At 38.9% G+C, this 21,832-nt stretch carries 22 protein-coding genes; 14 read left to right on the top strand and 8 right to left on the bottom strand.

Translation table 11 applies throughout. From position 1 onward, the window contains the following. Window positions 1-105 precede the first annotated feature (105 nt). From asd to DS885_RS10830, 3 genes are all read right to left on the bottom strand, one after another. On the bottom strand, window positions 106-1,218 hold the full coding sequence (asd, locus tag DS885_RS10840; protein WP_113819451.1) for an aspartate-semialdehyde dehydrogenase: 1,113 nt from the start codon (window positions 1,216-1,218) through the stop codon (window positions 106-108). Window positions 1,219-1,441: 223 nt separating this feature from the next. Beyond that, the gene (gene nadE / locus DS885_RS10835; RefSeq protein WP_113819450.1) at window positions 1,442-2,272 is read right to left on the bottom strand and encodes an ammonia-dependent NAD(+) synthetase; all 831 of its coding nucleotides are present in this window, start codon (window positions 2,270-2,272) and stop codon (window positions 1,442-1,444) included. A gap of 147 nt (window positions 2,273-2,419) precedes the next feature. Next, on the bottom strand, window positions 2,420-2,848 hold the full coding sequence (locus DS885_RS10830; protein WP_113819449.1) for an Lrp/AsnC family transcriptional regulator: 429 nt from the start codon (window positions 2,846-2,848) through the stop codon (window positions 2,420-2,422). Between the two features lie 157 nt (window positions 2,849-3,005). On the opposite strand from DS885_RS10830, the gene DS885_RS10825 reads away from it, so the two are divergent. The 7 genes from DS885_RS10825 to glmU all read left to right on the top strand — a co-directional run bounded on the left by DS885_RS10825 (window position 3,006) and on the right by glmU (window position 10,359). Next, window positions 3,006-4,040: an ornithine cyclodeaminase gene (locus DS885_RS10825; protein WP_113819448.1), complete on the top strand. Its 1,035-nt coding sequence runs from the start codon at window positions 3,006-3,008 to the stop codon at window positions 4,038-4,040. A gap of 375 nt (window positions 4,041-4,415) precedes the next feature. Beyond that, complete coding sequence (locus DS885_RS10820; RefSeq protein ID WP_113819447.1) at window positions 4,416-5,213, top strand: transporter substrate-binding domain-containing protein; 798 nt, start codon at window positions 4,416-4,418, stop codon at window positions 5,211-5,213. 133 nt (window positions 5,214-5,346) lie between these two features. Further along, the gene (locus tag DS885_RS10815) at window positions 5,347-6,291 is read left to right on the top strand and encodes an amino acid ABC transporter permease (protein ID WP_113819446.1); all 945 of its coding nucleotides are present in this window, start codon (window positions 5,347-5,349) and stop codon (window positions 6,289-6,291) included. A 19-nt stretch (window positions 6,292-6,310) separates the two neighbouring features. Then, window positions 6,311-7,039 carry an amino acid ABC transporter ATP-binding protein gene (locus DS885_RS10810; RefSeq protein WP_113819488.1) on the top strand — a complete coding sequence of 243 codons (729 nt, stop codon included), beginning with the start codon at window positions 6,311-6,313 and terminating at the stop codon, window positions 7,037-7,039. Between the two features lie 35 nt (window positions 7,040-7,074). Continuing rightward, window positions 7,075-8,004: a citrulline utilization hydrolase CtlX gene (ctlX, locus tag DS885_RS10805; RefSeq protein ID WP_113819445.1), complete on the top strand. Its 930-nt coding sequence runs from the start codon at window positions 7,075-7,077 to the stop codon at window positions 8,002-8,004. Between the two features lie 10 nt (window positions 8,005-8,014). Next, complete coding sequence (locus DS885_RS10800; RefSeq protein ID WP_113819444.1) at window positions 8,015-8,866, top strand: dimethylarginine dimethylaminohydrolase family protein; 852 nt, start codon at window positions 8,015-8,017, stop codon at window positions 8,864-8,866. 131 nt (window positions 8,867-8,997) lie between these two features. Then, the gene (gene glmU, locus DS885_RS10795; RefSeq protein ID WP_113819443.1) at window positions 8,998-10,359 is read left to right on the top strand and encodes a bifunctional UDP-N-acetylglucosamine diphosphorylase/glucosamine-1-phosphate N-acetyltransferase GlmU; all 1,362 of its coding nucleotides are present in this window, start codon (window positions 8,998-9,000) and stop codon (window positions 10,357-10,359) included. 148 nt (window positions 10,360-10,507) lie between these two features. Here the strand turns inward: glmU and DS885_RS10790 are convergent, their stop codons facing one another. Continuing rightward, window positions 10,508-12,220, bottom strand: coding sequence for a DEAD/DEAH box helicase (locus DS885_RS10790; RefSeq protein WP_113819442.1), 1,713 nt, complete (start codon window positions 12,218-12,220; stop codon window positions 10,508-10,510). A 406-nt stretch (window positions 12,221-12,626) separates the two neighbouring features. Between DS885_RS10790 and yjeH the strand changes: the two genes are divergently transcribed. Next, a complete protein-coding gene (gene yjeH / locus DS885_RS10785) occupies window positions 12,627-13,898 on the top strand; it encodes an L-methionine/branched-chain amino acid transporter (RefSeq protein WP_113819441.1) in 1,272 nt (423 codons plus the stop codon). 5 nt (window positions 13,899-13,903) lie between these two features. Here the strand turns inward: yjeH and nfuA are convergent, their stop codons facing one another. Further along, window positions 13,904-14,485, bottom strand: coding sequence for a Fe-S biogenesis protein NfuA (gene nfuA / locus DS885_RS10780; protein ID WP_113819440.1), 582 nt, complete (start codon window positions 14,483-14,485; stop codon window positions 13,904-13,906). Between the two features lie 147 nt (window positions 14,486-14,632). Next, complete coding sequence (locus tag DS885_RS10775; protein WP_147232350.1) at window positions 14,633-15,388, bottom strand: phosphoribosyltransferase family protein; 756 nt, start codon at window positions 15,386-15,388, stop codon at window positions 14,633-14,635. Window positions 15,389-15,417: 29 nt separating this feature from the next. On the opposite strand from DS885_RS10775, the gene bioH reads away from it, so the two are divergent. The 3 genes from bioH (at window position 15,418) to DS885_RS10760 (ending at window position 16,996) form a co-directional block, all read left to right on the top strand. Then, entirely contained in the window at window positions 15,418-16,209 is a 792-nt protein-coding gene (gene bioH / locus DS885_RS10770) for a pimeloyl-ACP methyl ester esterase BioH (RefSeq protein WP_113819438.1), read from the top strand. A 77-nt stretch (window positions 16,210-16,286) separates the two neighbouring features. Next, window positions 16,287-16,562, top strand: a complete 276-nt coding sequence (locus tag DS885_RS10765) for a hypothetical protein (RefSeq protein ID WP_220149689.1) — start codon at window positions 16,287-16,289, stop codon at window positions 16,560-16,562. 11 nt (window positions 16,563-16,573) lie between these two features. Further along, the gene (locus tag DS885_RS10760) at window positions 16,574-16,996 is read left to right on the top strand and encodes a hypothetical protein (RefSeq protein WP_113819437.1); all 423 of its coding nucleotides are present in this window, start codon (window positions 16,574-16,576) and stop codon (window positions 16,994-16,996) included. A 101-nt stretch (window positions 16,997-17,097) separates the two neighbouring features. Here DS885_RS10760 and slyD read toward each other — a convergent pair whose 3' ends face one another. Further along, window positions 17,098-17,646: a peptidylprolyl isomerase gene (gene slyD / locus DS885_RS10755; RefSeq protein WP_113819436.1), complete on the bottom strand. Its 549-nt coding sequence runs from the start codon at window positions 17,644-17,646 to the stop codon at window positions 17,098-17,100. Window positions 17,647-17,658: 12 nt separating this feature from the next. Then, complete coding sequence (locus tag DS885_RS10750) at window positions 17,659-17,883, bottom strand: YheV family putative zinc ribbon protein (RefSeq protein WP_113819435.1); 225 nt, start codon at window positions 17,881-17,883, stop codon at window positions 17,659-17,661. Window positions 17,884-18,067: 184 nt separating this feature from the next. Between DS885_RS10750 and DS885_RS10745 the strand changes: the two genes are divergently transcribed. From DS885_RS10745 to DS885_RS10735, 3 genes are all read left to right on the top strand, one after another. After that, the gene (locus DS885_RS10745) at window positions 18,068-19,978 is read left to right on the top strand and encodes an ABC transporter ATP-binding protein (protein WP_113819434.1); all 1,911 of its coding nucleotides are present in this window, start codon (window positions 18,068-18,070) and stop codon (window positions 19,976-19,978) included. Window positions 19,979-20,048: 70 nt separating this feature from the next. Continuing rightward, on the top strand, window positions 20,049-20,336 hold the full coding sequence (gene ppnP, locus DS885_RS10740) for a pyrimidine/purine nucleoside phosphorylase (protein WP_113819433.1): 288 nt from the start codon (window positions 20,049-20,051) through the stop codon (window positions 20,334-20,336). 305 nt (window positions 20,337-20,641) lie between these two features. After that, window positions 20,642-21,721, top strand: a complete 1,080-nt coding sequence (locus DS885_RS10735; protein ID WP_113819432.1) for a polysaccharide lyase family 7 protein — start codon at window positions 20,642-20,644, stop codon at window positions 21,719-21,721. The last annotated feature ends 111 nt before the right edge of the window (window positions 21,722-21,832 follow it).

Raw genomic sequence — 21,832 nt, 5'->3', positions numbered from 1 at the left:
AAGCTAATTTGAACTAGTTGTTTAGCAGACACAAAAAAGGCCTCAATTGAGGCCTTTTTTATTACTTTACTAACTAGCTTAATAAACGAGCTAAGAAAGCTTAGATTAAGCTTCTTGTAAGATGTTAAGCATGCGACGAAGTGGCTCAGCAGCACCCCATAGTAGTTGGTCGCCAACAGTGAATGCACTGATGTATTCAGGACCCATTGCGAGTTTACGGATACGACCTACAGGAATGCTTAATGTCCCTGTTACTTTAGCTGGAGATAGCTCAGAAACCGTTGCTTCACGCTCGTTAGGTACCACTTTAACCCACTCGTTGTGTGAACCTAAGATTTTTTCAATCTCTTCTACTGATACATCTTTTTTCAGTTTGATAGTCATTGCTTGGCTGTGACAACGCATCGCACCGATACGTACACATAAACCATCGATAGGTGTTTGCTTGTCGCTAGTGCCTAGAATTTTGTTGGCTTCAACTTGTGCTTTCCACTCTTCTTTAGATTGACCAGAAGGCATAGGCACGTCAATCCATGGGATTAAGCTACCAGCTAGCGGCGCACCAAACTGTTCTGTTGGTAATGCATCACTACGGATGAAGTCTGCCACTTGTTGGTCAATTTCTAAAATAGCAGATGCTGGATCAGCTAGTTTGTCTGCAACAGATGCTTCAATTGCACCCATTTGGCTAATTAGTTCACGCATATTACGTGCACCAGCACCTGAGGCTGCTTGGTAAGTTTGTGGAGCAACCCAATCAATTAGGTCAGCTTCAAATAAACCACCTAATGCTAATAGCATTAAAGAAACTGTACAGTTACCACCAACGTAAGTTTTAATACCGTCAGTTAAACCTTGTTGAATGACATCTTTGTTAACTGGGTCTAATACGATGATGCTGTCATCTTTCATACGTAATGAAGATGCTGCGTCGATCCAGTAACCATCCCAACCGCTGTCACGTAGTGCAGGGTAAACAGAGTTAGTGTAATCCCCACCTTGACAGGTAATAATAATATCCATTTCAGATAACGCTTCAATTGAAGACGCATCTTTTAATGTGTCGGTTGGTTTACCAATTTCAGGAGATGCTAGACCAACTTGTGAGGTGGTGAAAAATACTGGCTCAATCGTTGCAAAATCATTTTCTTCACGCATTCTTTGCATAAGAACAGATCCAACCATACCGCGCCAACCAACTAAACCCACTTTTTTCATGGTCTATATTTCCTTAAATTTAATAGTTTAAAAGAGAACGATTAATCATTAACCGAGTACAGAATCTATCATTAGAGGCATTAGCAAGGCTAGTGATTTGATGGTTTGTAGGGAAAAAAAGCGAGAAAGTTACCTTGATTGCTTAATTTTTATTAAACCATCAAGGTAAGTCATTGTTACTTGGAAATCGTCGTTTTAGCGGGAGAGGCTAAAAGGACAAGACTTAATCGTAAATTGTTGGGATTGGTTGACGTTTATGCTGTGTACGAAGGTAAATCGCAATCAATTTCTCTTCGATTTCAGGGGCAACGTCTTTGCCTTCTAAGAAATCATCAATTTGATCGTAAGTCATCCCTAACGCCACTTCATCTTCAAGTTGTGGTTGGTTTTCTTCAAGGTCAGCGGTTGGTGCTTTTTCCACTAATAAACTGGGTGCACCTAAGTGTCTTGCTAAAGCACGAACTTGACGTTTACTTAAACCAAATAGCGGTGCTAAATCACAAGCCCCATCACCGTGTTTGGTGTAGAAACCGGTAATGTTCTCTGCGCTATGGTCAGTCCCAACCACTAAACCATTGGTTAAACCTGCAATTTCATATTGTGCAATCATACGCATACGCGCTTTTACATTGCCTTTCACAAAGTCGAAATTTGCATTGTCAGTGAGTTTTACTTGGCTGTTCTGTAGTGCCGCGACTGTTGTTTCATGAATGCCGTCAGCACCAGATTGAACATTGACTGTGACACAACTAGTTGGTTGAATAAAGCTCACAGCAAGCTGCGCTTCATCTTCATCTTTTTGGACTGCGTAAGGTAAACGCACGGCAACAAACTGATAGTCACTGGTGTTTTCTTCTTGGTTTAGCTGGTCTACAGAAAGCTGGCATAAGCGACCTGCAGTGCTTGAATCAACACCACCACTGATACCTAATACCAGCGTTTTACAATAGGCTTTTTTTAAGGTGTTTTTAATAAAGTTAACGCGACGTTCAATTTCATTTTCTACATCGATGTCTGCTACAACACACATCTCTTTTAATATTGTTTGTTTCATGAGGTTGCCCATTAGTTTGAAGGTGAATGCATTAGTCTCAATGATTATGCAAAAAAGTAGGTGTCTTTTACAGTAATAATTATTTTTATAGTTGCTTCTTTATTTGATATCAAAATGTGCTGGTGAAAGTCCATTAAATCGCGCTCATTAAAAGACTAAACCTAGCAGCAAGCTAGTTTCAGTTTGTATGATACCTTTCACCGCACGAATTTCGCCTAATAACCCACCCAAAACAGAGATGCTATCAACTTGAATATCTGCGATTAAATCCCATTGACCATTAGTGTGGTATACCGATACGATTTCTGGAAAAGCACGCAAAGACTCAATAATTTTTTCTTCCTCTTTTGCCTCTACTAATAGGCTCATTAATACCCTGACGGCATCTTGCTGTGCTTCTTGTTTTAATTTAACCGTGTACCCAAGAATAACGCCTTCTCGTTCTAGCTTATTTAAACGGTTTTGTACCGTTGCACGAGAAACACCCAACGCTTTACTTAAATTAACCACCGGCATACGTGCATCTTTACGTAACAGAGCCAGTAACTTCTTATCTGTGTGATCTAGTTTATTCATGACGCTCAAAACCTTACATATTGTCATTTTATATATACATAATGCTATTTTATGATGCAAATTAATACATTTTTATGTCTTTTTGTTGGCTCAGTGGCTTGTTAAAATTTTTACATTGAATATGCAGTTAGCAGTAGTGAAACAAGGGGAAATGAACATGACGTTATTTTTGGATGTGAATGCAGCAAGTAAGTTAGTGTCTAGATTAGGTGTTAGTGAGTTTATGTTTGGATTATTAGCATATATGGAAGATGATTTTTGTCATTGGCCTGAATTTGATAAGTCAGCAAGAACTGCTGCCCATAGTGACGTTGGTGTTATTGAATTAATGCCCGTTGCCGATCAAGTTCATTATGGTTTTAAGTATGTGAATGGTCATCCAACTAATCCGTTACAAGGTTTATCTACTGTGATGGCATTTGGTGCCTTATCGGACGTAAGCACTGGTTTTCCACGTTTATTAAGTGAATTAACTATCTCTACTGGATTACGCACTGCAGTAGCATCGGCGATGGCTACAAAAGCGTTAGCGAGAGCTGATTCGAGCACCCTAGGGTTGATTGGTTGTGGTGCCCAAAGTACTTTTCAAGCGATTGCTTTACATTGTTTAGTGGGTATTCAAGAAGTCAGGTTATTTGATATCGATGCGGATGCCATTGATCAAGTTGCTATGCATTTGAGTGCTTACCCAGCATTAACTGTGATTAAAGCAGCATCAGCGAAAGCGTGTGTAAAAGGCGCTGATATCGTGACAACGGTGACTGCAGATAAAGCCTATGCGACTATTTTAACGCTGGATATGATTGAACCAGGTATGCATATAAATGGTGTTGGTGGAGATTGCCCAGGTAAAACTGAATTACATATTGATGTGTTAAAGGCTGGGAAAATATTTATTGAGCATGAGCCACAAACCCGTATTGAAGGGGATATCCAACAGTTGCCAGCGGATTATCCTGTTCATCCTTTATGGAAAGTTATTAAAGGGGAAGAGCAAGGACGCGACGAACCACAACAAATCACTATTTTTGATTCAGTGGGATTTGCTTTAGAAGACCTTTCTGTTTTGCGTTATCTCTTTGAGCAAGCGGTAAAGCATAACATAGGCGAAAAAATCGATTTAGTACCCGAGATGGAAAATCCTAAAGATTTGTTTGGTTTAATGTTGGCGCGCAGTCAGGCGTTAAGCTAATAGTAGCAGAGAGATTAGGCGATAGTTGGATTAGGCATGACGTTTCTGCCATTCATACATTCAAATACAGCGATTGTTAAGAATAAAAAACGCACTTTAAAGGTGCGACCGCTACATTATTGAGCAATGGTAAAATAATAAAAATAAAAGCATTTTATTTACTGTGATTATTTTTATGTTAAGTCGTTTTTTTATTAACCGTTAGTCGTAATATTTAATGGTGTGAAGTCTCTTTTGGCTGTTTTTATTGATTATTAGGTCGTTTTTGTTTTTTGGCGCGGTTGTTGCTCTTATTTAGTATCTGTTTAGCAAGACCACAATGGCATTCAGCCTATTTTACTTATCCATGTTGAAATAATAGAGGGAATTACAAGCATGAAAAACAAACTGATCAAGTTAGCTTCTGCAACATCATTCTTAGCCTTATCTATCGGTGCAGCAAATGCTAATACATTAGACGATATTAGCGAGTCTGGGGAATTAAGAGCCTGTTTTGATGCCGGTTATATGCCATTTGAAATGAAAGCAAAAAATGGTAATTACATCGGTTTTGATGTTGACCTTGGTAAGTTAATGGCCAAACAAATGGGCGTTAAGTATGTACCAGTAAATACAGCATGGGACGGTATTATCCCTGCTCTATTAACCAATAAGTGTCATGTGATTATGGCGGGGATGACAATTACCGCTAAACGCAATATGCGTGTTAATTTTGCTGACCCTTACATTACTGTTGGCCAAGCGATTCTATTAAATCCAAAACATAAAGGCAAAATCCTGAGTTATAAAGACTTAAATAGCGCTGATTACATTGTTGCAAGTAAGTTAGGTACTTCTGGTGAAGAGTCAGTGAAAAAGATGTTACGCAATGCACAATATAATGCTTTTGAAACAGAAACGGATGCAGCTTTAGAAGTTGTTAATGGTAAAGCGGATGCAATGGTTTATGACATGCCTTTCATCTCTATTTACGCTGCACAAACTAAAGGCAAAACCTCAGCAATTCTTGAACCGTTTACTTATGAGCCATTGGGTTGGGCAGTAAGACAGGGTGATCCAGATATGCTGAACTTCTTAAATAACTTCTTAAAACAATCTAAAGGTGATGGTTCTTACCAACGCATTTATGACAAGTGGTTTAACAGTGACGCTTGGTTAAGCCAAATTAAATAAGTATCACTGCCTCATGATGAGATCTACCTTTGTAAATCAAGGGCGATCTCATCGTTAACACAATTAATCTGTAATTATTTAAAAAAATTAGCGTTATAGCGTTGATTTTCCTTCCCCTTTTCCAGGTGAAATTATGAAAGAACAACCACACAGGCTTAAATGGCATATATTATTTGTCATTACTATTTTTGCACTTGCTGCGGCAGTTTATTCTGCTTCTCAAACCATCAATTATAATTGGCAGTGGCATCGTGTATTACCCTATATTGTTGATACTTCTCCCGTTGATATTATTGCCCAAGGAGATGGTAGCGCTAGCATTAATAACAGCAGCTTAACCATTACCTATGATAACGGCGAACCAGATAGAGTGATCAGCAATGCTGATACGCTTTTAGTGTCCGATGGTGATATTATTTTTGAAGGCGACTTATTAGCTCGACAAGAAAGTGTCAGAATGGGAGTGTTAATAGAAGGTTTGTTAACCACTCTTGAAATATCCGTTATCTCTTTGTTTTTCTCACTATTTATTGGGTTAGTCGCGGCATTAATGCGTATTTCTAATAATCCATTTAGCAAAAATTTATCTCTGTTATATGTGGAGGTGATTCGTGGCACACCGCTATTAGTTCAGATTTTTATTGTTTATTTCTTCCTCGGTACCGTCTTTGATTTAGAACGTTTTACTGCCGGTATTGTCGCCTTATCAGTATTCACAGGGGCTTATGTCGCTGAGATTTTACGCTCAGGTATTCAATCAATTTCACCTGGACAAATGGAGGCTGCACGCTCTTTGGGGATGACTTATCCGAAGGCGATGATGTATGTCATCTTACCGCAAGCTTTTAAACGTACACTGCCACCAATGGCTAGCCAGCTCATTAATTTAATAAAAGACTCTTCATTGGTCTCGGTGATCTCTATTACTGATTTAACAAAAGCAGGGCGTGAAGTAGTAAGTGGTAGTTTTGCGACTTTTGAGGTGTGGTTTACGGTAGCTGCTTTATACCTATTGTTAACATCAACTTTATCTTGGGCAATTCAACGTATTGAAAAGAGGTTAGCAAATAATGGTTAATACATATAAAGGTCATGACATGGTAGTCACTGCTAATGTCGATAAAATCTATCCGAATAATTGTCATGCCTTAAAGAAGGTCACTACTAATATTAAACGTGGTGAAGTAGTGGTGATTATCGGGCCATCTGGCTCAGGTAAATCAACATTTTTAAGAACCTTAAACCAATTAGAAACCATTACCGATGGCGATATCATCGTGGATGGTGTGAATATGTATGACGATCGCACCAATATTAATAAGTTGCGTGAAAATGTCGGCATGGTATTCCAATCTTTTAATCTTTTTCCACATCTAACGGTTAAAGAAAATGTCATGTTAGCGCCACTTAAGGTCTCTAAACTGCCTAAAAGTGAAGTGGACGCTGAAGCTCAAACATTATTAAAACGTGTGGGCTTAGCCGAAAAAATGGATGTTTACCCTGCGCAACTATCGGGCGGTCAACAACAGCGTGTTGCAATTGCTAGAGCCTTAGCGATGAAACCAGACATGATGTTATTTGATGAACCAACGTCTGCACTGGATCCTGAAATGGTAGGTGAAGTGTTAGATGTAATGAAGTCATTAGCAGCAGAAGGGATGACCATGATCGTAGTAACCCATGAAATGGGCTTTGCCAACGAAGTGGCGGATCGTGTGTTGTTTATGGAGGACGGTTCATTGCTTGTTGATGACATTCCTGAAAACATCTTTGGCACAGTGGCGAATCATCCTAGGTTACAAAAGTTCTTATCCAACATTCTATAACCCTGTAGATGTTGTTGTATTTTATGAGGTAATTAATGTCATTAGTTCAATCTCCTAATGCGGTAGTGATGATCTGCCCTTGGAATTTCTATTCAAATCCTGAAACATCGCGTGATAATGCGTTTCAAAATATCACTAACAATGATGATAAGGATATTAGCGGTTTAGCTAAAAAAGAGTTCGACTTAATGGTCGATAAATTAGAGTCGAATGGCGTGATAGTCCATGTCTTTAATGATTATGGAGAGAATGAAACACCAGATAGTGTTTTTCCCAATAATTGGTTTTCAACTCATTCAGGTGGAAATATTGCGATTCACTCTATGTATTCACCAAGTAGACGAAGAGAGCGCCGCAGTGATGTGATTGAACTATTGAAGCGTGAATATCGTGTTCAGTCAGTGGTCGATTTTTCAGGTCTTGAATGGGATGATATCTTCCTCGAAGGAACTGGTGCGATGGTATTAGACCATATTGAGCGTGTTGCTTATACGGCTAAATCTAACCGTGCTAATGACATTTGTTTAGAAAGGTTTTGTACCATGTTTGGTTATGAGCCGATGGCTTTTGAAAGTGCAGATAAAAATGGTACGCCGATTTACCACACCAACGTCATGATGGCGATTGGTACTGATTATGCGATGGTTTGTTTGGATATGATTGTTGACCATGAGCGCCGAGCTGAAATTAAGTTACGCCTTGAAGAGAGTGGCCGAGAGGTGATTGATTTAAGCTTTGAACAAATTGATCAATTTGCAGGTAATGCGCTAGAGCTAACTAATGCTGATGGTAAGTCTGTTTTGGCTTTATCGCAGAAAGCTTATGACGTATTAAAAGCAGCACAAATTACGACCATTGAAAAATCAGCCATGTTACTGCCAATCTCAATTCCAACCATTGAATTAGCAGGTGGTTCAGTACGTTGTATGTTAGCAGGAGTTCATCTGAAACGACGTACAAAATAAAGGGAGTGTTATGACTCAATGTTATGTTAGATCGGCAACTGGTGTATTGCAGCAAGTTTTACTATGCCCGCCTACCCATCTTGACCTGAACCCTATTAATAAAATAGCCGAAGACTGGCTAGACCAAGGGCAAAAAATTGACCTTGAAAAATGTGCTGCAGAACATCAGCAGCTTATCTCTATTTATGAAAGCAATGGTGTCAAAGTAGAGTTACTAGAAGCAACTAAAGCCTTAGACAGTCAAGTGTTTGCACGTGATTTTGGCTTTAACTTAAAAGAAGGTTATGTCCTAGGTCGCTTTAAAGAAAAAGTAAGGCAGGAAGAGTCACAAAAATACGCCGCCAAAATGAGAGAGTTAGGTGTACCTTTGATTGCAACTTGTGAGGAAGGTGTAGTTGAAGGCGGTGATTTTTGGCAATTAGACGATAAAACCTTAGCCATAGGCGTGCTACAACGTTCTAACGAACAAGGTATTGAGAGCATTAGAGCACAATTAGCTCCACTGGGTTATCAAGTGCTATCGGTGCAATCAAAACCTGAGTATCTGCATTTAGATATGATCTTTAATATTATTGGTGAAAAAACCGCAGTCACTTATTACGAAGGTTTGCCAACAGCCTTTCAGGAGTATTTGGATAAAGCAGGTTACGATTTAATTAAGATTGAAGAAGCCGGCGTATTTAAGCACTTTTGTAACCTGCAGGCATTAGGTAATAAAAAGGTGATTTCATTAGCCACTAATATCAAGGTGAATCAAGCACTGAGAGACAGAGGTTTCACTGTATTTGAATTAAATTCCACTGAAATTTTAAAAACCGGCGGCGGACCACACTGTATGACCTTTCCTGTTAGACGTACTTAATTTTTCTTGTTGATTACTTTAAATTAGCCTCTATCTGAGGCTAATCTCTTAAACAACTACTTTTCTTATACGTTCTTATCTAAAACTCCGTTAAAATAATGTTTTATTCTTCAGATATTAAGGTTTCTATTATGTCGTTAAGTGTTGTTATTCTTGCTGCTGGCAAAGGCACACGCATGTGCTCTCTCCTACCTAAAGTACTTCATAAAATTGCAGATAAGCCAATGGTGCAACATGTTATTGATACGGTTAAAGGAATTGGTGCTGATAACATTCACTTAATATATGGTCATGGTGGAGACATCATGAAACAAAATATTCAAGATGCTCGTTTAAATTGGATTGAGCAAACTGAGCAGTTGGGAACTGGCCATGCAATGCAAATGGCACAACCGCACTTCAACTCAGGCGAGAAAATTTTAATCGTTTACGGTGATGTGCCTTTATTATCTGAAACAACGTTAGCCAAATTAGTGGATATTCAACCTGCTGGCGGTATTGGTTTATTAACCATTAAATTAGATGACCCAACAGGTTACGGTCGTATCGAACGTGCTAATGGCCAAGTAGTTGGGATTGTAGAGCAAAAAGATGCTAACCCGGAGCAATTAGCCATTAATGAAGTTAATACGGGTATTTTAGTGGCTGATGCCGATGCGTTAAATCGTTGGTTGCCAGCGTTATCTAATAACAATGCTGCGGGTGAATTTTACTTAACGGATATTATCCAGATGGCTTATCAAGAAGGGTTATCCATTGAAACGGTTCAACCAGAAAATGCATTTGAAGTGGAAGGGGTAAATAACCGTTTGCAACTGGCTAACCTAGAGCGTGCATATCAAGCTGATAAAGCAAATCAACTACTGTTAAGTGGTGTGATGTTGCGTGACCCAAGCCGTTTTGACCTACGTGGTGAGTTAACCTGCGGTCAAGATGTAGATATTGATATCAACGTTATTATCGAAGGTAAAGTCAGTCTAGGTTATGGCGTTAAAATTGGCGCAGGTTGTATCTTAACTAATTGTACTATTGCTGATAATACAGAAATCAAAGCTAACTCTATCATTGAAGGTGCAAACATTGGCGAAAACGCATCAATTGGTCCATTTGCTCGAATTCGCCCTGATACAGAGATAGCAAACGAAGTACATATTGGTAACTTTGTTGAAGTGAAGAAGTCGTCATTAGGCGAAGGCACTAAGTGCGGACATCTAAGCTACATTGGTGATAGCCAAGTAGGTAGTGGTGTTAATGTGGGTGCTGGTGTGATCACTTGTAATTATGATGGTGCGAATAAGCATCAAACTATCATTGGCAATGATGTATTTGTGGGAAGTGATTGCCAAATTGTTGCTCCAGTGACAATTGGTCATGGTGCGACAACAGGTGCAGGAACGACAGTGGTTAATGATGTACCTGATAATGCATTATGTATTTCACGTACTAAGCAACGAAATATCGACGGTTGGAAACGCCCAGTTAAGAAAAAATAAATCTCATCTTAATGATGGTCTAGAAAGGTCGGTTACTCAGGTTCCCGGCCTTTTTTATTGTCTTAAGGCGATAGTCTTATTTAGGACGGGTCAAATTTCAGATACAAAAAAGGAGGCCTAAGCCTCCTTTCCGTTAATGCCTAATGGATTAGCATTTTTTAAGGTTTAGTGGGCGTTTACACACTTGTACATTTTTTAAATGCGTTAGTGTTTCAGCTGGCATACCTTTTGGTAATTCAATCGTTGAGTGATCGTTGTTTAGACGAATATCACCAATGAAGCGACTATTGATGTTTGCTTCGTTTGCGATTGCACCTACGATGTTTTTAACTTGTACACCGTGCTCACGACCTACATCTAAACGGAACATTTCTAGTTCAACGTCAGTAGGGCGGCCACGACCACGTGGTTTGTCTTCGCTACGTGAACGATCTGGACGGTCACCACGAGAACGATCATTACGGTCACGACGAGGGCGATCACCACGAGAGAATTCACGGTCATTGCTACGTGGCTCAACAAATTTTTCTTCTACTGGTTGCAATGGTTTCTCTTTTTGCGCCATTAGTAATAATGCAGCAGCAAGATCTAAATCATCAAGATCAGTGTTATTTTGAATTTGTTCGAACAATGTACGGAAGAACGTTAAGTCTTCACTTTCACATACAGAGAACAATTGCTTTTGGAAGTTATCAATACGTGTTTGTGTTACTTCATCACGTGTTGGTAAGTCCATAATAGTAATTGGTTGGCGAGTTGCACGTTCAATTGCTTGTAATAAACGACGCTCACGTGGTGCAGCAAATAAGATTGCTTTACCAGTACGGCCAGCACGACCAGTACGACCGATACGGTGAACGTAAGATTCAGTATCTGTTGGGATATCGTAGTTTACTACTAGGCTGATACGCTCAACGTCTAGACCACGTGCTGCAACATCAGTTGCTACTAGAATGTCTAGGCTACCTGATTTAAGACGTGCAATTGCGCGTTCACGTGTTTGTTGGTTCATATCACCGTTTAGTGCAGCACTGCGGTAACCGCGTGCTTCTAAACGTTCAGCTAATTCAACTGTTGCTGTTTTAGTACGAGCAAAGATGATGACACCATCAAACTCTTCAGTTTCTAACATACGTGTTAATGCATCTAGCTTGTTTACACCACGTACGATCCAACATTTTTGTTCAATGTTTGAAACCGTTGATGTTTTTGCTTTGATCTTAACTTCTGTTGGGTTGTTCATGTAACGCTTAGTAATGCGTTTAATTTGATCAGGCATTGTTGCTGAGAAAAGCGCTGTTTGGCGCTTTTCTGGCATCTCTTTCATGATCGTTTCTACATCATCAATGAAACCCATACGTAACATTTCATCTGCTTCATCTAATACTAATGCTTGCAGGTTTGAAAGGTCTAACGTTTTACGTTTCAGGTGGTCCATTATACGACCAGGTGTACCAACAACAACTTGTGGTCCACGAGCTAATTGTTTGAACTGAATGTTGTAGCTTTGACCACCGTAGATAGGCATAACGTGGAAACCACGTAGATGACGTGAGTACGATTGGAATGCTTCTGCTACTTGGATTGCTAATTCACGTGTTGGTGCTAAAACCAATACTTGTGGATGGTTTTTAGATACATCGATATTAGCTAATAATGGTAATGCGAATGCCGCTGTTTTACCTGTACCTGTTTGTGCAAGACCTAATACGTCTTCACCGTTTAATAGGTGCGGGATAGTTTGTGCTTGAATTGGAGATGGTGATTCGTAACCCATTTCAGTAACAACTTTTACGATTGACTCTGGTAAGTTTAAATCTTGGAAAGTTGGTCCTGCTACTTGGTTTTCTGACTCTGACATAAGTGGCCTCTTGAGTTTATAAAATGCTGCACATTACTCGAATGTGCGTTAAATTCAGCCTATACCTACATCAGCCTAACAACTAAAATTGTTAAACGTGGTCCATTAACTTTTCGCGATATCAATCGCGTAGTAGGTGTTACTCTGAATATTTTGCTTCGCTTTAGATGGATCATTTTGCGAGGGAGGCGCATTCTACTGTATTTGTGTATAAAATGCTCGCGTTATTTTGACAAACAGCACGTTTTTTACAAATTTATTATGCTGAGCGTAAGAAATATAGAAGATTCTCTTGTTATCTTAAATATTAAGTGATTTAGCTTTTGATTTTTATTTTATTTAACTTTTCTATTACTTAGGTTATAACGGTGCGCAAGATGTAATGTGTAACTAGGATGAGTAAATAATGGCAAAATCAGAAAAATTATCGGTAATGCAAGGCGTTGCTATCTTGGTGTCTGCTTTATTGGGGTCTGGTGTCTTTATTATTCCTGCTATTGCCTCACAAGTATCTGGTAGTTGGTCATTATTAGCGTGGGCGATTATGGGGGTATTAATTGCCCCAATTGTTTTCACCTTTGCACAGCTTGGTAAGTTTTACCCTCATGCCGGTGGTACTGCTTATTATGTACAGCAAGCATTTGGAGAACGAAGTGGGCGGTTAGTGAGTTGGTTATTTATTTGGGTGGTGGCATTGGGCACTCCAGTGATCACTATTACAGCAGCCAACTTTTTACAAAATGCGTTAGTTGAAATGAAATTACTGAGTGAGGTTGTTGATTACCGCTTAATGATTGCGATTGGTATTTTATGCTTAGTATTTGTAATTAATTTATTAGGCTTAAAGACCGCTGCGATTATTCAATCCGTATTAAGTGTGGTGATTGTTAGTACTTTATTATTTGCATCGGTAGATGTGCAGTTACAACAAAACTTACCCTTACCTACTTCTGAATTTAGTGTAAGTAAAGTCGCATTAACAGCTACCTTTATTCTGTGGTGCTTTTTAGGTATAGAAGCAATCACCCATATTGCTGATGACTTTAGGCATCCTGAACGTGATTTCCCATTAACTATTTTTATCGGTATCACTATTGCGCTTGTGGTGTACGCCTTGATTAGTATTAGTTTATTGAAGATGGGGTTTTATGGTGATCAAGAGAAGAACTTAAACTCTGTAGTACACCTTGTTGAAGCAAGCTTAGGCAGTAAAGGTTATCTATTAGTGAACCTAGTAGGGTTTTGTACCTGCTTTATCTCTGTCAGTTTATATTTTGTAGGATTTTCTCGTTTATTACAAAGTATGGCAAAACAACAACAGATCCACAGTTCATTCCAATCTATTAACTCACACAAGGTTGCTTACTGGGGATTAAGCTTTGCTGTCGTGTTATGTTTAAGTATGTTGTTGGTTGCAGACTCAATGCAGTTAGCAATAGATAATCTGATCGCTTATGCGAATGGTTTATTTATCTTAATTTACTTAGCGGCGGGTATTGCAGGCGTGAAGTTATTAACAGGTAAAGGAAAGTATTTAGCTATGATTGCTAGTGTAACCTGTTTAGTGTTGTTTATTGCCTTGGGGAAAGAGATGTTATTTGCGTTGTGTTTAGTGGCTGTTTTAAGTGTTTATTATACGGCTATCTACTCTGCAGATAACCGTATTAAGATTAGCTAATCAGACTATTTATAGAAAGAGTGATCGCCTTGAGCATGTTCAGTTACATCACGTACTGCGTTTAGCTCACCCGAGAACTCTTCTAATAGCTCTTTCTCGATACCTTCTTTCAAGGTTAAATCTACTTGTGAACAACCGTTACAACCACCACCAAATTCGATGATAGCCACTTGATCTTCAGTCACTTCGATTAGTTTGATAAAACCACCGTGGCTCGCAAGCTGCGGGTTGATTTGTACTTGAATAACGTACTCAACACGTTCAATAAGTGGTGCATCATCATTCACTTTACGCATTTTAGCGTTTGGCGCTTTTAGCGTTAACTGTGTACCAGTATCTTCTTCTACTAGATCAACAAATGCATCTTCTAAGAAAGGCAAGCTTACTTCATCCACTAAAGCATCAAAACCTTCAAAGCTTAAACGTGTATCGCTCTCTTCAACTGCTTCTGGTGGGCAGTAAGATACACCACATTCTGCTTTTGGTGTGCCCGGGTTGATAACAAACACTCGGATGTTAGTGCCTTCTTTTTGCGGCGCTAGTAATTTTGCAAAGTGTGCTTGTGCAACTGGAGTAATTTCGATCATGTTAAACCTTTATGCTTGAGTAATTTACTTGGGCATTATAACGACAATTCCCTATAATAATAATGAAAACAGTAAAATTGCTAAAAATAATAAGCATATGATAGAACTGCTTATACTTTCACTAGAGAAGATAACCTATGAATACAGCTAGTTAGCTCGGTCTCCTAATTCAGTTCTGCTAATGCACCACACATCTACTTTACTAACGCCTGCATTCAGTAAACATTCACAAATGCTATTAACAGTTGCGCCAGTTGTTACCACATCATCAATTAAAACAATCTGTTTATCCTGTAAATTAAGCTGTGAACTATCTAAGGAAAACGCTTGCTTGAGGTTTAAGTTACGTTGTGTACGCGTTAAACCTTCCTGTGCAGTGGTTACTTTTATGCGGTTTATTGGCATCACTACTTGAGCGTTCAGCGGTAAGTATTGTAATAGTACTTGTGCAATTAACTGCGCTTGATTAAAACCGCGTGCTCGATGTTTTGCTTTATGTAAAGGCACTGCGATTAGGTAATCAAATTGTTGTAGTTGTTGGTTTGTGTAACTTTGTTTAACTCTGGTTGCGAGAAGTTGCCCTAACAGGTCTGCATAGATCAGCTGATGATTATATTTGAGCTTTTTGATTAAACTTGGAAAGGGCGCTTGATAACCTGAAACAGCCACTAACTGATCAAATTTGAAGGGGTGCTTCAAACATTCTCCGCAAACATTTTGTGTTTGTGGTAAACCATAACCACAATGTAAACAACAAGGACGCTCTGTTAATATTGCTTGATAACAATATTGGCAGATTAATTGGTTAGCACTGTGCAGCCCACATAAAAGGCAATGGCTAGGTAAACAAGCTGTACATAAAGCTTGGCTTTGTTGCATTAGTCGCTCGAGAAAATATTGCACATAAGCCCCTACAGATTAACGAGGTAAGAGTGAGTATAGAACAAAATATTGCAATGACAGGTCCGCTGACCTATCAAACTATTGGCACAGGCCAAGATCTGGTATTAATTCATGGTTGGGGTGTCAGTAGTGCTATTTGGGAGCCTGTTGTTAAGCAATTAAGTGAACATTATTGCGTGCATTTAGTGAATCTACCTGGCTTTGCTGGAGAACCAGAGTTAGAGACTTATAGTTTAGAGAATGTTGCTGAAACGTTATTAGCTTATCTACCCGAAAAAGCAGTTTGGTGTGGTTGGTCTTTAGGTGGATTAATTGCAACTTACATTGCTCATCATTACCCAGAGCGTGTGGATAAGTTAATACAGGTATGTGCGGCACTTAAATTTGTAGAAGCGGCGTCATGGCAAGGGGTTAAAAAAGAGGTTTTTAGTGCCTTTAAATTGGGTGTAACTAAACAACCACAGAAAACCTTGAATCGCTTTTTGTCTCTATTAGCCATGGGCAGCGAGACAGTTAAAACGGATATAACAACAATAAAGCAGCTCATGTCAGATCAGATAGAAGCTAAACCATCTGCTTTGTTAGGTGGATTAATATTACTCGATGAAGTGGATTTACGTGATGAGTTTAGTCAATTGACTATGCCATCCTTGAGCCTATTAGGCGAACACGATAATTTAGTGTCTGTGGCGAATAAAACAAAATTATCTGAGTTGTCTCCAATGAATCAACAGGTTATTTTGCAACAGTCATCTCATGCCCCCTTTATTAGTGAACCTATTTTATTTAACCAGGTCTTAATATCGTTCATTGATGCTTAAAAATCGTGAATAAACTTTATTTTTGATTAAAAATTAACCATAATGGTGTGGTTATTACATTTTTATTGGGAGGATCTATGGAAATAAATTCAGCATTTTCTTCAGGTGTGAATAGCTTAAACAAAGCGTCACAACAAATTACTGAATCCAGCGATCGTATTGCTAAGCAAACAACCAGTAATCAAAATAGTGTGCAAAACCCAGAAGGAGTTAATCCTCATAGCTATGTGTCGGGTCCGGTAACTACTGAATTAGTGAATATGAAGTTAGCGGAAATTCAAGCTCAATCAGCTGCTAAGGTGATCACTACGGCAGACGACATGGTTGGCTCACTAATCGATGTGTCTGTTTAACCCTAACCATTATGGTTAATGTAAATGTTCAACTTCCTCCTGTTGTTGCAGCCCCTTTCCCTCAGGCTGCAGAAGGCTTACATCGTGAAAATCTTCTGCAATCTGCTATTCCCAAAACCGAAGAAGCACATGCTTACGCAAAAATACGTGGTGAGCAAGAGCGTGAAGATACAGCTTATCAATCACGAGAGATTATTCAGAATAATGAGCAGGGGAAGGGGAGTTCACATCAGCAGGAACAATCGTCCCACTCTCAACAAAGACGTAACTTTTTCTTTGCTGCAAAATTAAAGCTATTACCGCACGAAGTAGAAGCGTTGAATGTTGAACTGAAGGGGATTACTGATTTTAATGAGGTTATTTCAGTGATACAGGCTAAATACAAAGATGCGGTTTCACCTTATCCACAGCCATCAGTTAATTACAATGTGTAGTCTCCATCAATAAAAAAACGCCGTAGTCATTACAATGATTACGGCGTTTTTTTGTCAGTCTAATACCAATTATATGAATATTGGCTATAGCAATCTTTTAATTAGTGAGTTTGACAGCTACCACTGTTACAACAATCACTTTCTTCTTTATGATCATGGCTATGTGCTTCTGAACCACAACCGCCAGCAGCATGAACATGGCCGTGAGATAACTCTTCAGCTGTTGCAGCTCGAACTGATACTACTTCACCTACAAATTGCAGAGCCATGCCTGCTAGAGGATGGTTTGCATCAATACTTACATTTTCTGCAGTAACGGCAGTTACTTCAACAGTACGTGGGCCTTGATCTGTTTCAGCTTGGAATGACATGCCTACTTCAATTTCATCAACACCTTCAAATAAAGAGCGAGGTACTTCTTGTACTAGTGCTTCTTGGAAAGGACCGTAAGCATCTTCTGCTTCAAGTTTTACATCAAACTTGTAGCCGGCTTCTTTGCCTTCTAGCTCTTTTTCTAAACCTGGTACTAAGTATTGTGCACCTTGAATAAACTCAAGAGGACTACCGTTTTCTGTGCTATCTAGTGCATTACCGTCAACTTCAGCCACACCAAAGTGGATGGCAACTACTGAGTTCTTTTCAATTTTCATTATTTTCTCTCTTTATTCTTTATCGGGTTCAGATGGATCAAAAACACCAATTATTTGTTCAAATTGACGTGTTGCTGATTTAGCCTGGTTAGGCGTTTGTGTTTGTGTGTACCCACAGCTAACACACGTTAATGTCTCAACTGCGTTTTCTAATGTCAACGCAATACTATCAATCGTCTTACATTGTGGGCATTCTGCTCCGGCGATGAAGCGTTTTTTATTTTTAGATACTGACATAGTCCAATCACAATTAACCAAAAGTACGACATCATATACTGATGATAGTTGCAGATGCAAAGCTTGCTAAAATAACTTGAAGTAACGCATTATCAAGTAAAGGCTAGTAGTGATGGCTGAACATTACAAATTTCGTTATCATCTTGCTCTAATTTTATCTGATTGACATTGAGACTCTGAATTTATGATTGTTGCTTCTAATATCGAATTTATCCGCGGCGGAAAACCTCTACTGGAAAATGCCAGTGCAACAATTAACCCAAAACAGAAAGTTGGCTTAGTCGGTGCTAATGGTTGTGGGAAATCTAGTTTCTTCACGCTACTTAAACAACAGCATCAAGTTGATGCCGGTGAATTGACCATTCCACATCATTGGCGTTTAGCTAGTGTTGCACAGGAAACCCCTGCGTTAGACATGAATGCGTTGCAATATGTGATTGACGGAGACCATGAGTTTCGTGCGTTACAGGCTAGATTAAAGCAAGCTGAGGAGGCTGATGATGGGACTAAAATCGCAGAGATGCATATTCTCTTAGATAATGCGGGTGGTTATACCATTGAATCCCGTGCTGCAGAATTGTTAGCGGGTTTAGGGTTTACCGAGCAAGCACAAGGACGTCCTGTTAGCGACTTTTCAGGTGGCTGGCGTATGCGCCTTAACTTAGCACAAGCACTACTTTGTCCATCAGATCTATTATTACTCGATGAACCGACCAACCACTTAGACTTAGATGCGGTGATTTGGTTAGAAAAATGGTTACATCAATATCAAGGCACATTGATATTAATCTCTCATGACCGTGATTTTATCGATAGCATTGTGGATAAAATTATTCACATTGAACAAAACAAATTATTCGAATACACAGGTAACTATACTAGCTTTGAACGCCAACGTGCTGAAAAATTAGTACAGCAACAATCTTCCTATGAAAAGCAACAGGCGCAAATGGATCATATGCAGAGCTATATTGATCGTTTCCGTTATAAGGCGAATAAAGCCAAACAAGCACAAAGTCGTATTAAAGCTCTTGAGAAGATGGAGCAGATCTTACCTGCACACGTGGATAACCAATTTAGCTTTTCATTCAGAGAGCCTGAAGCCTTACCCATGCCGTTGTTAACATTAGACCAAGTGAGTGCTGGTTATGATGACTTACTAATCCTAGACAAAATCGAGCTAAATCTAGTACCTGGTAGCCGTATTGGTTTACTTGGACGTAATGGCGCAGGTAAATCAACCTTAATTAAATTGCTCTCTGATCAAATGAAACCTAAATCAGGCAAGCTAGAGGTCAACACTAATGCAAAAGTAGGTTACTTTGCGCAGCACCAATTAGAGTTTCTAAATCTAGATGAAAGTCCAATGCAACACTTGGCTCGTCTAGCACCAGATGAAAAAGAATTACCTTTACGTAACTTTTTAGGTAGCTTTGGTTTCCAAGGTGATAAAGCCTTTGATCTTGTTGGCCCCTTTTCAGGTGGAGAAAAAGCGCGTTTAGTCTTAGCCTTACTCGTATGGCAAAAACCTAATTTACTGTTACTCGATGAACCAACTAACCATTTAGATTTAGAGATGCGTCACGCTCTAACGGTTGCGCTACAAGCATTCGAAGGTGCAATGGTGGTTGTATCACACGATAGACATTTATTACGCACTACGATTGATGACCTTTACTTGGTGCATGATAAAAAAGTACAACCGTTTTCGGGTGATCTAGATGATTATCATCAATGGTTATCGGATCAACAGCGTATAGAAAAACAAGCTGAGCAAGGAGAAGAAAAAGTTGTATCAGCGAGTGCCAACCGAAAAGATCAAAAAAGATTAGAAGCTGAGTTTCGTAAAAAACTAACGCCGTTCAAAAAGCAATTAAGCACAGCGGAAAAAGCCATGGACACTGCTTCTGAACGTTTAACTGAAATAGAACAACAGTTGAGCGAAAGCGAGCTCTATGAGCAAGAAAACAAAAAGAAACTAACTGATTTGTTAAAGGAACAAGGCGAAGTAAAAGACCTTTTAGAGGAAAATGAGATGCTCTGGATGGATGCACAGGAGCAAATAGAAACGCTGCAATCTGAATTCGAGGGTTGAGTTTTAGGTGCAGCTTCGCCATACTCTGTGCGCAATGATTCACCAATACATGAAATAAAAAGGGATTAAAATGAGTTTTGAAGCAAATGAATATTTCGATGGTAACGTTAAATCAATCGCATTCCAAAGTGAAACATTACCTGCAACAGTAGGTGTAATGGAAGTTGGTGAGTACACATTTGGTACTAGTGCTTACGAATACATGACAGTAGTAAGTGGCAGCCTAACAGTGCGTCTTGTAGATACAACTGAATGGAAAACCTACAAAGCAGGTGAAACATTTGAAGTCGAAGCAAACTCAAGCTTCGATGTGAAAGTCGTTGTACAAACTGCTTACCTTTGTTTATACAAAGCATAAAGTTTACTAAGGTAAACGAGCAATAATAGAGTAAGGAGCTTAGGCTCCTTTTTTAATACCGATCAAAAATCGTAAGCTGATAGCTAGTTTTCAGTATTCGCCACAAATGTTATTTAGTTAACAAAATCATTTCATACTTAACAACTTAACTCTATTAATTCCAAGAAGATCACAATTAATCATACAATATTATTATAAATTGGCGTCCGTTAACTATCTACCAATCATATTAAGACAATAATCAGTGACTTATTATGATTAGTATTATCCATGAAAATGATCAATGAAGATAAGCGGGTACTCTAATGAAAAAAGTATATTTAAGTGCGATCGTTGCCACTTTGCTGGTGGGCTGTGCAAATACCGAATCAACGTCGAATAACCAAGTCACATATGAAACAGGCAAAGTAGCTAATTCGACGACACCTTTACCAGCGACTGCACATACAGCGACATTAATTGCTAATTTAGATCCAAATAAAGCACCATCACAAAATTTCGATCTGACTAAATGGAAAATCAATATTCCAATGGAAGATGATAAGCCTAACCGAGCAGGTAAAGTGATGGAAATTTCAGCTCAAACATTGGGTAGTACCACTAATCCATATACACATCCCGATTGGTTTTATACAGATGCAAGAACAGGTGCAATGGTTTTTGCTACACCAAATAAAGCAATGACAACGCCTAATAGCAAAAATGCCAGAAGTGAATTACGCGCAATGCTGGCTAAATCTTATAAAGATCCCAAAAACAATTTTGCAATAGCTGCTAATCTTGATGCAGCAGATTATGGCTCTATAGGTGGTGAATTATCTGCAACCTTATCTGTAGATTGGGTAAGCACTAGCGGTAACGCTGAAAAGAATGGTGCTTTCTCGTCTGTTATCGGTCAAATTCATGCTCAGAAAAATGAGCCGTTAAAAATTGCTTATCGTAAATTACCAGGACATGAGCATGGTTCGTTATATTGGCGTTATGAAATCAACGCGACTGGTGATAACTATAGTAAACGAAAAGATATCTATCATAATGTGTTTGGACAATATAATTTAAGAGCAGGATCAGTTGACCCAATTGATGGTATAAAATTAGGGGAAGTATTCTCCTACGACGTTAATGTAGAAGGCAATATGATGAACCTTACCTTTATTAAAAATATTGGTGAAGCAGATGAGGTCGTAAAAACATTCTCTATTGATTTATCTAAACCTCACTATCAGGGAGAGGAGTATGACGAAGGTTATGCAAACTCTTGGATGTATTTTAAAGCAGGTAATTATAATCAGTGTAATGTTGGTTCATCGGAATGCACAAACAATGGTATTGATGCTGGTGACTATGCCAAGGTTAGTTTTTATGAGTTAACTTTAGATCAATAATATTAGATTGGAAAACTAAGTGTTTTAACTATTAATGCCTTTCATTTTCGTGAAAGGCATTTTTTTATAGGTTTAGTTATTGCTTCATATCATTAACTCTCAATATATTAA

It is taken from the genome of Psychromonas sp. B3M02 (genome assembly GCF_003318165.1).
Taxonomy (GTDB): domain Bacteria; phylum Pseudomonadota; class Gammaproteobacteria; order Enterobacterales; family Psychromonadaceae; genus Psychromonas.
This window is presented reverse-complemented; position numbering and strand designations above follow the sequence as displayed.

Coding starts and splice junctions, on each gene's coding strand:
- ctlX (WP_113819445.1), top strand. CDS start 7,075: ATGTCATTAGTTCAATCTCCTAATGCGGTAGTGATGATCTGCCCTTGG.
- DS885_RS10765 (WP_220149689.1), top strand. CDS start 16,287: ATGGAAATAAATTCAGCATTTTCTTCAGGTGTGAATAGCTTAAACAAA.
- glmU (WP_113819443.1), top strand. CDS start 8,998: ATGTCGTTAAGTGTTGTTATTCTTGCTGCTGGCAAAGGCACACGCATG.
- DS885_RS10800 (WP_113819444.1), top strand. CDS start 8,015: ATGACTCAATGTTATGTTAGATCGGCAACTGGTGTATTGCAGCAAGTT.
- yjeH (WP_113819441.1), top strand. CDS start 12,627: ATGGCAAAATCAGAAAAATTATCGGTAATGCAAGGCGTTGCTATCTTG.
- asd (WP_113819451.1), bottom strand. CDS start 1,218: ATGAAAAAAGTGGGTTTAGTTGGTTGGCGCGGTATGGTTGGATCTGTT.
- ppnP (WP_113819433.1), top strand. CDS start 20,049: ATGAGTTTTGAAGCAAATGAATATTTCGATGGTAACGTTAAATCAATC.
- DS885_RS10760 (WP_113819437.1), top strand. CDS start 16,574: ATGGTTAATGTAAATGTTCAACTTCCTCCTGTTGTTGCAGCCCCTTTC.
- DS885_RS10790 (WP_113819442.1), bottom strand. CDS start 12,220: ATGTCAGAGTCAGAAAACCAAGTAGCAGGACCAACTTTCCAAGATTTA.
- slyD (WP_113819436.1), bottom strand. CDS start 17,646: ATGAAAATTGAAAAGAACTCAGTAGTTGCCATCCACTTTGGTGTGGCT.
- DS885_RS10735 (WP_113819432.1), top strand. CDS start 20,642: ATGAAAAAAGTATATTTAAGTGCGATCGTTGCCACTTTGCTGGTGGGC.
- nfuA (WP_113819440.1), bottom strand. CDS start 14,485: ATGATCGAAATTACTCCAGTTGCACAAGCACACTTTGCAAAATTACTA.
- DS885_RS10750 (WP_113819435.1), bottom strand. CDS start 17,883: ATGTCAGTATCTAAAAATAAAAAACGCTTCATCGCCGGAGCAGAATGC.
- DS885_RS10745 (WP_113819434.1), top strand. CDS start 18,068: ATGATTGTTGCTTCTAATATCGAATTTATCCGCGGCGGAAAACCTCTA.
- DS885_RS10825 (WP_113819448.1), top strand. CDS start 3,006: ATGACGTTATTTTTGGATGTGAATGCAGCAAGTAAGTTAGTGTCTAGA.
- DS885_RS10810 (WP_113819488.1), top strand. CDS start 6,311: ATGGTAGTCACTGCTAATGTCGATAAAATCTATCCGAATAATTGTCAT.
- nadE (WP_113819450.1), bottom strand. CDS start 2,272: ATGAAACAAACAATATTAAAAGAGATGTGTGTTGTAGCAGACATCGAT.
- DS885_RS10820 (WP_113819447.1), top strand. CDS start 4,416: ATGAAAAACAAACTGATCAAGTTAGCTTCTGCAACATCATTCTTAGCC.
- DS885_RS10815 (WP_113819446.1), top strand. CDS start 5,347: ATGAAAGAACAACCACACAGGCTTAAATGGCATATATTATTTGTCATT.
- DS885_RS10830 (WP_113819449.1), bottom strand. CDS start 2,848: ATGAATAAACTAGATCACACAGATAAGAAGTTACTGGCTCTGTTACGT.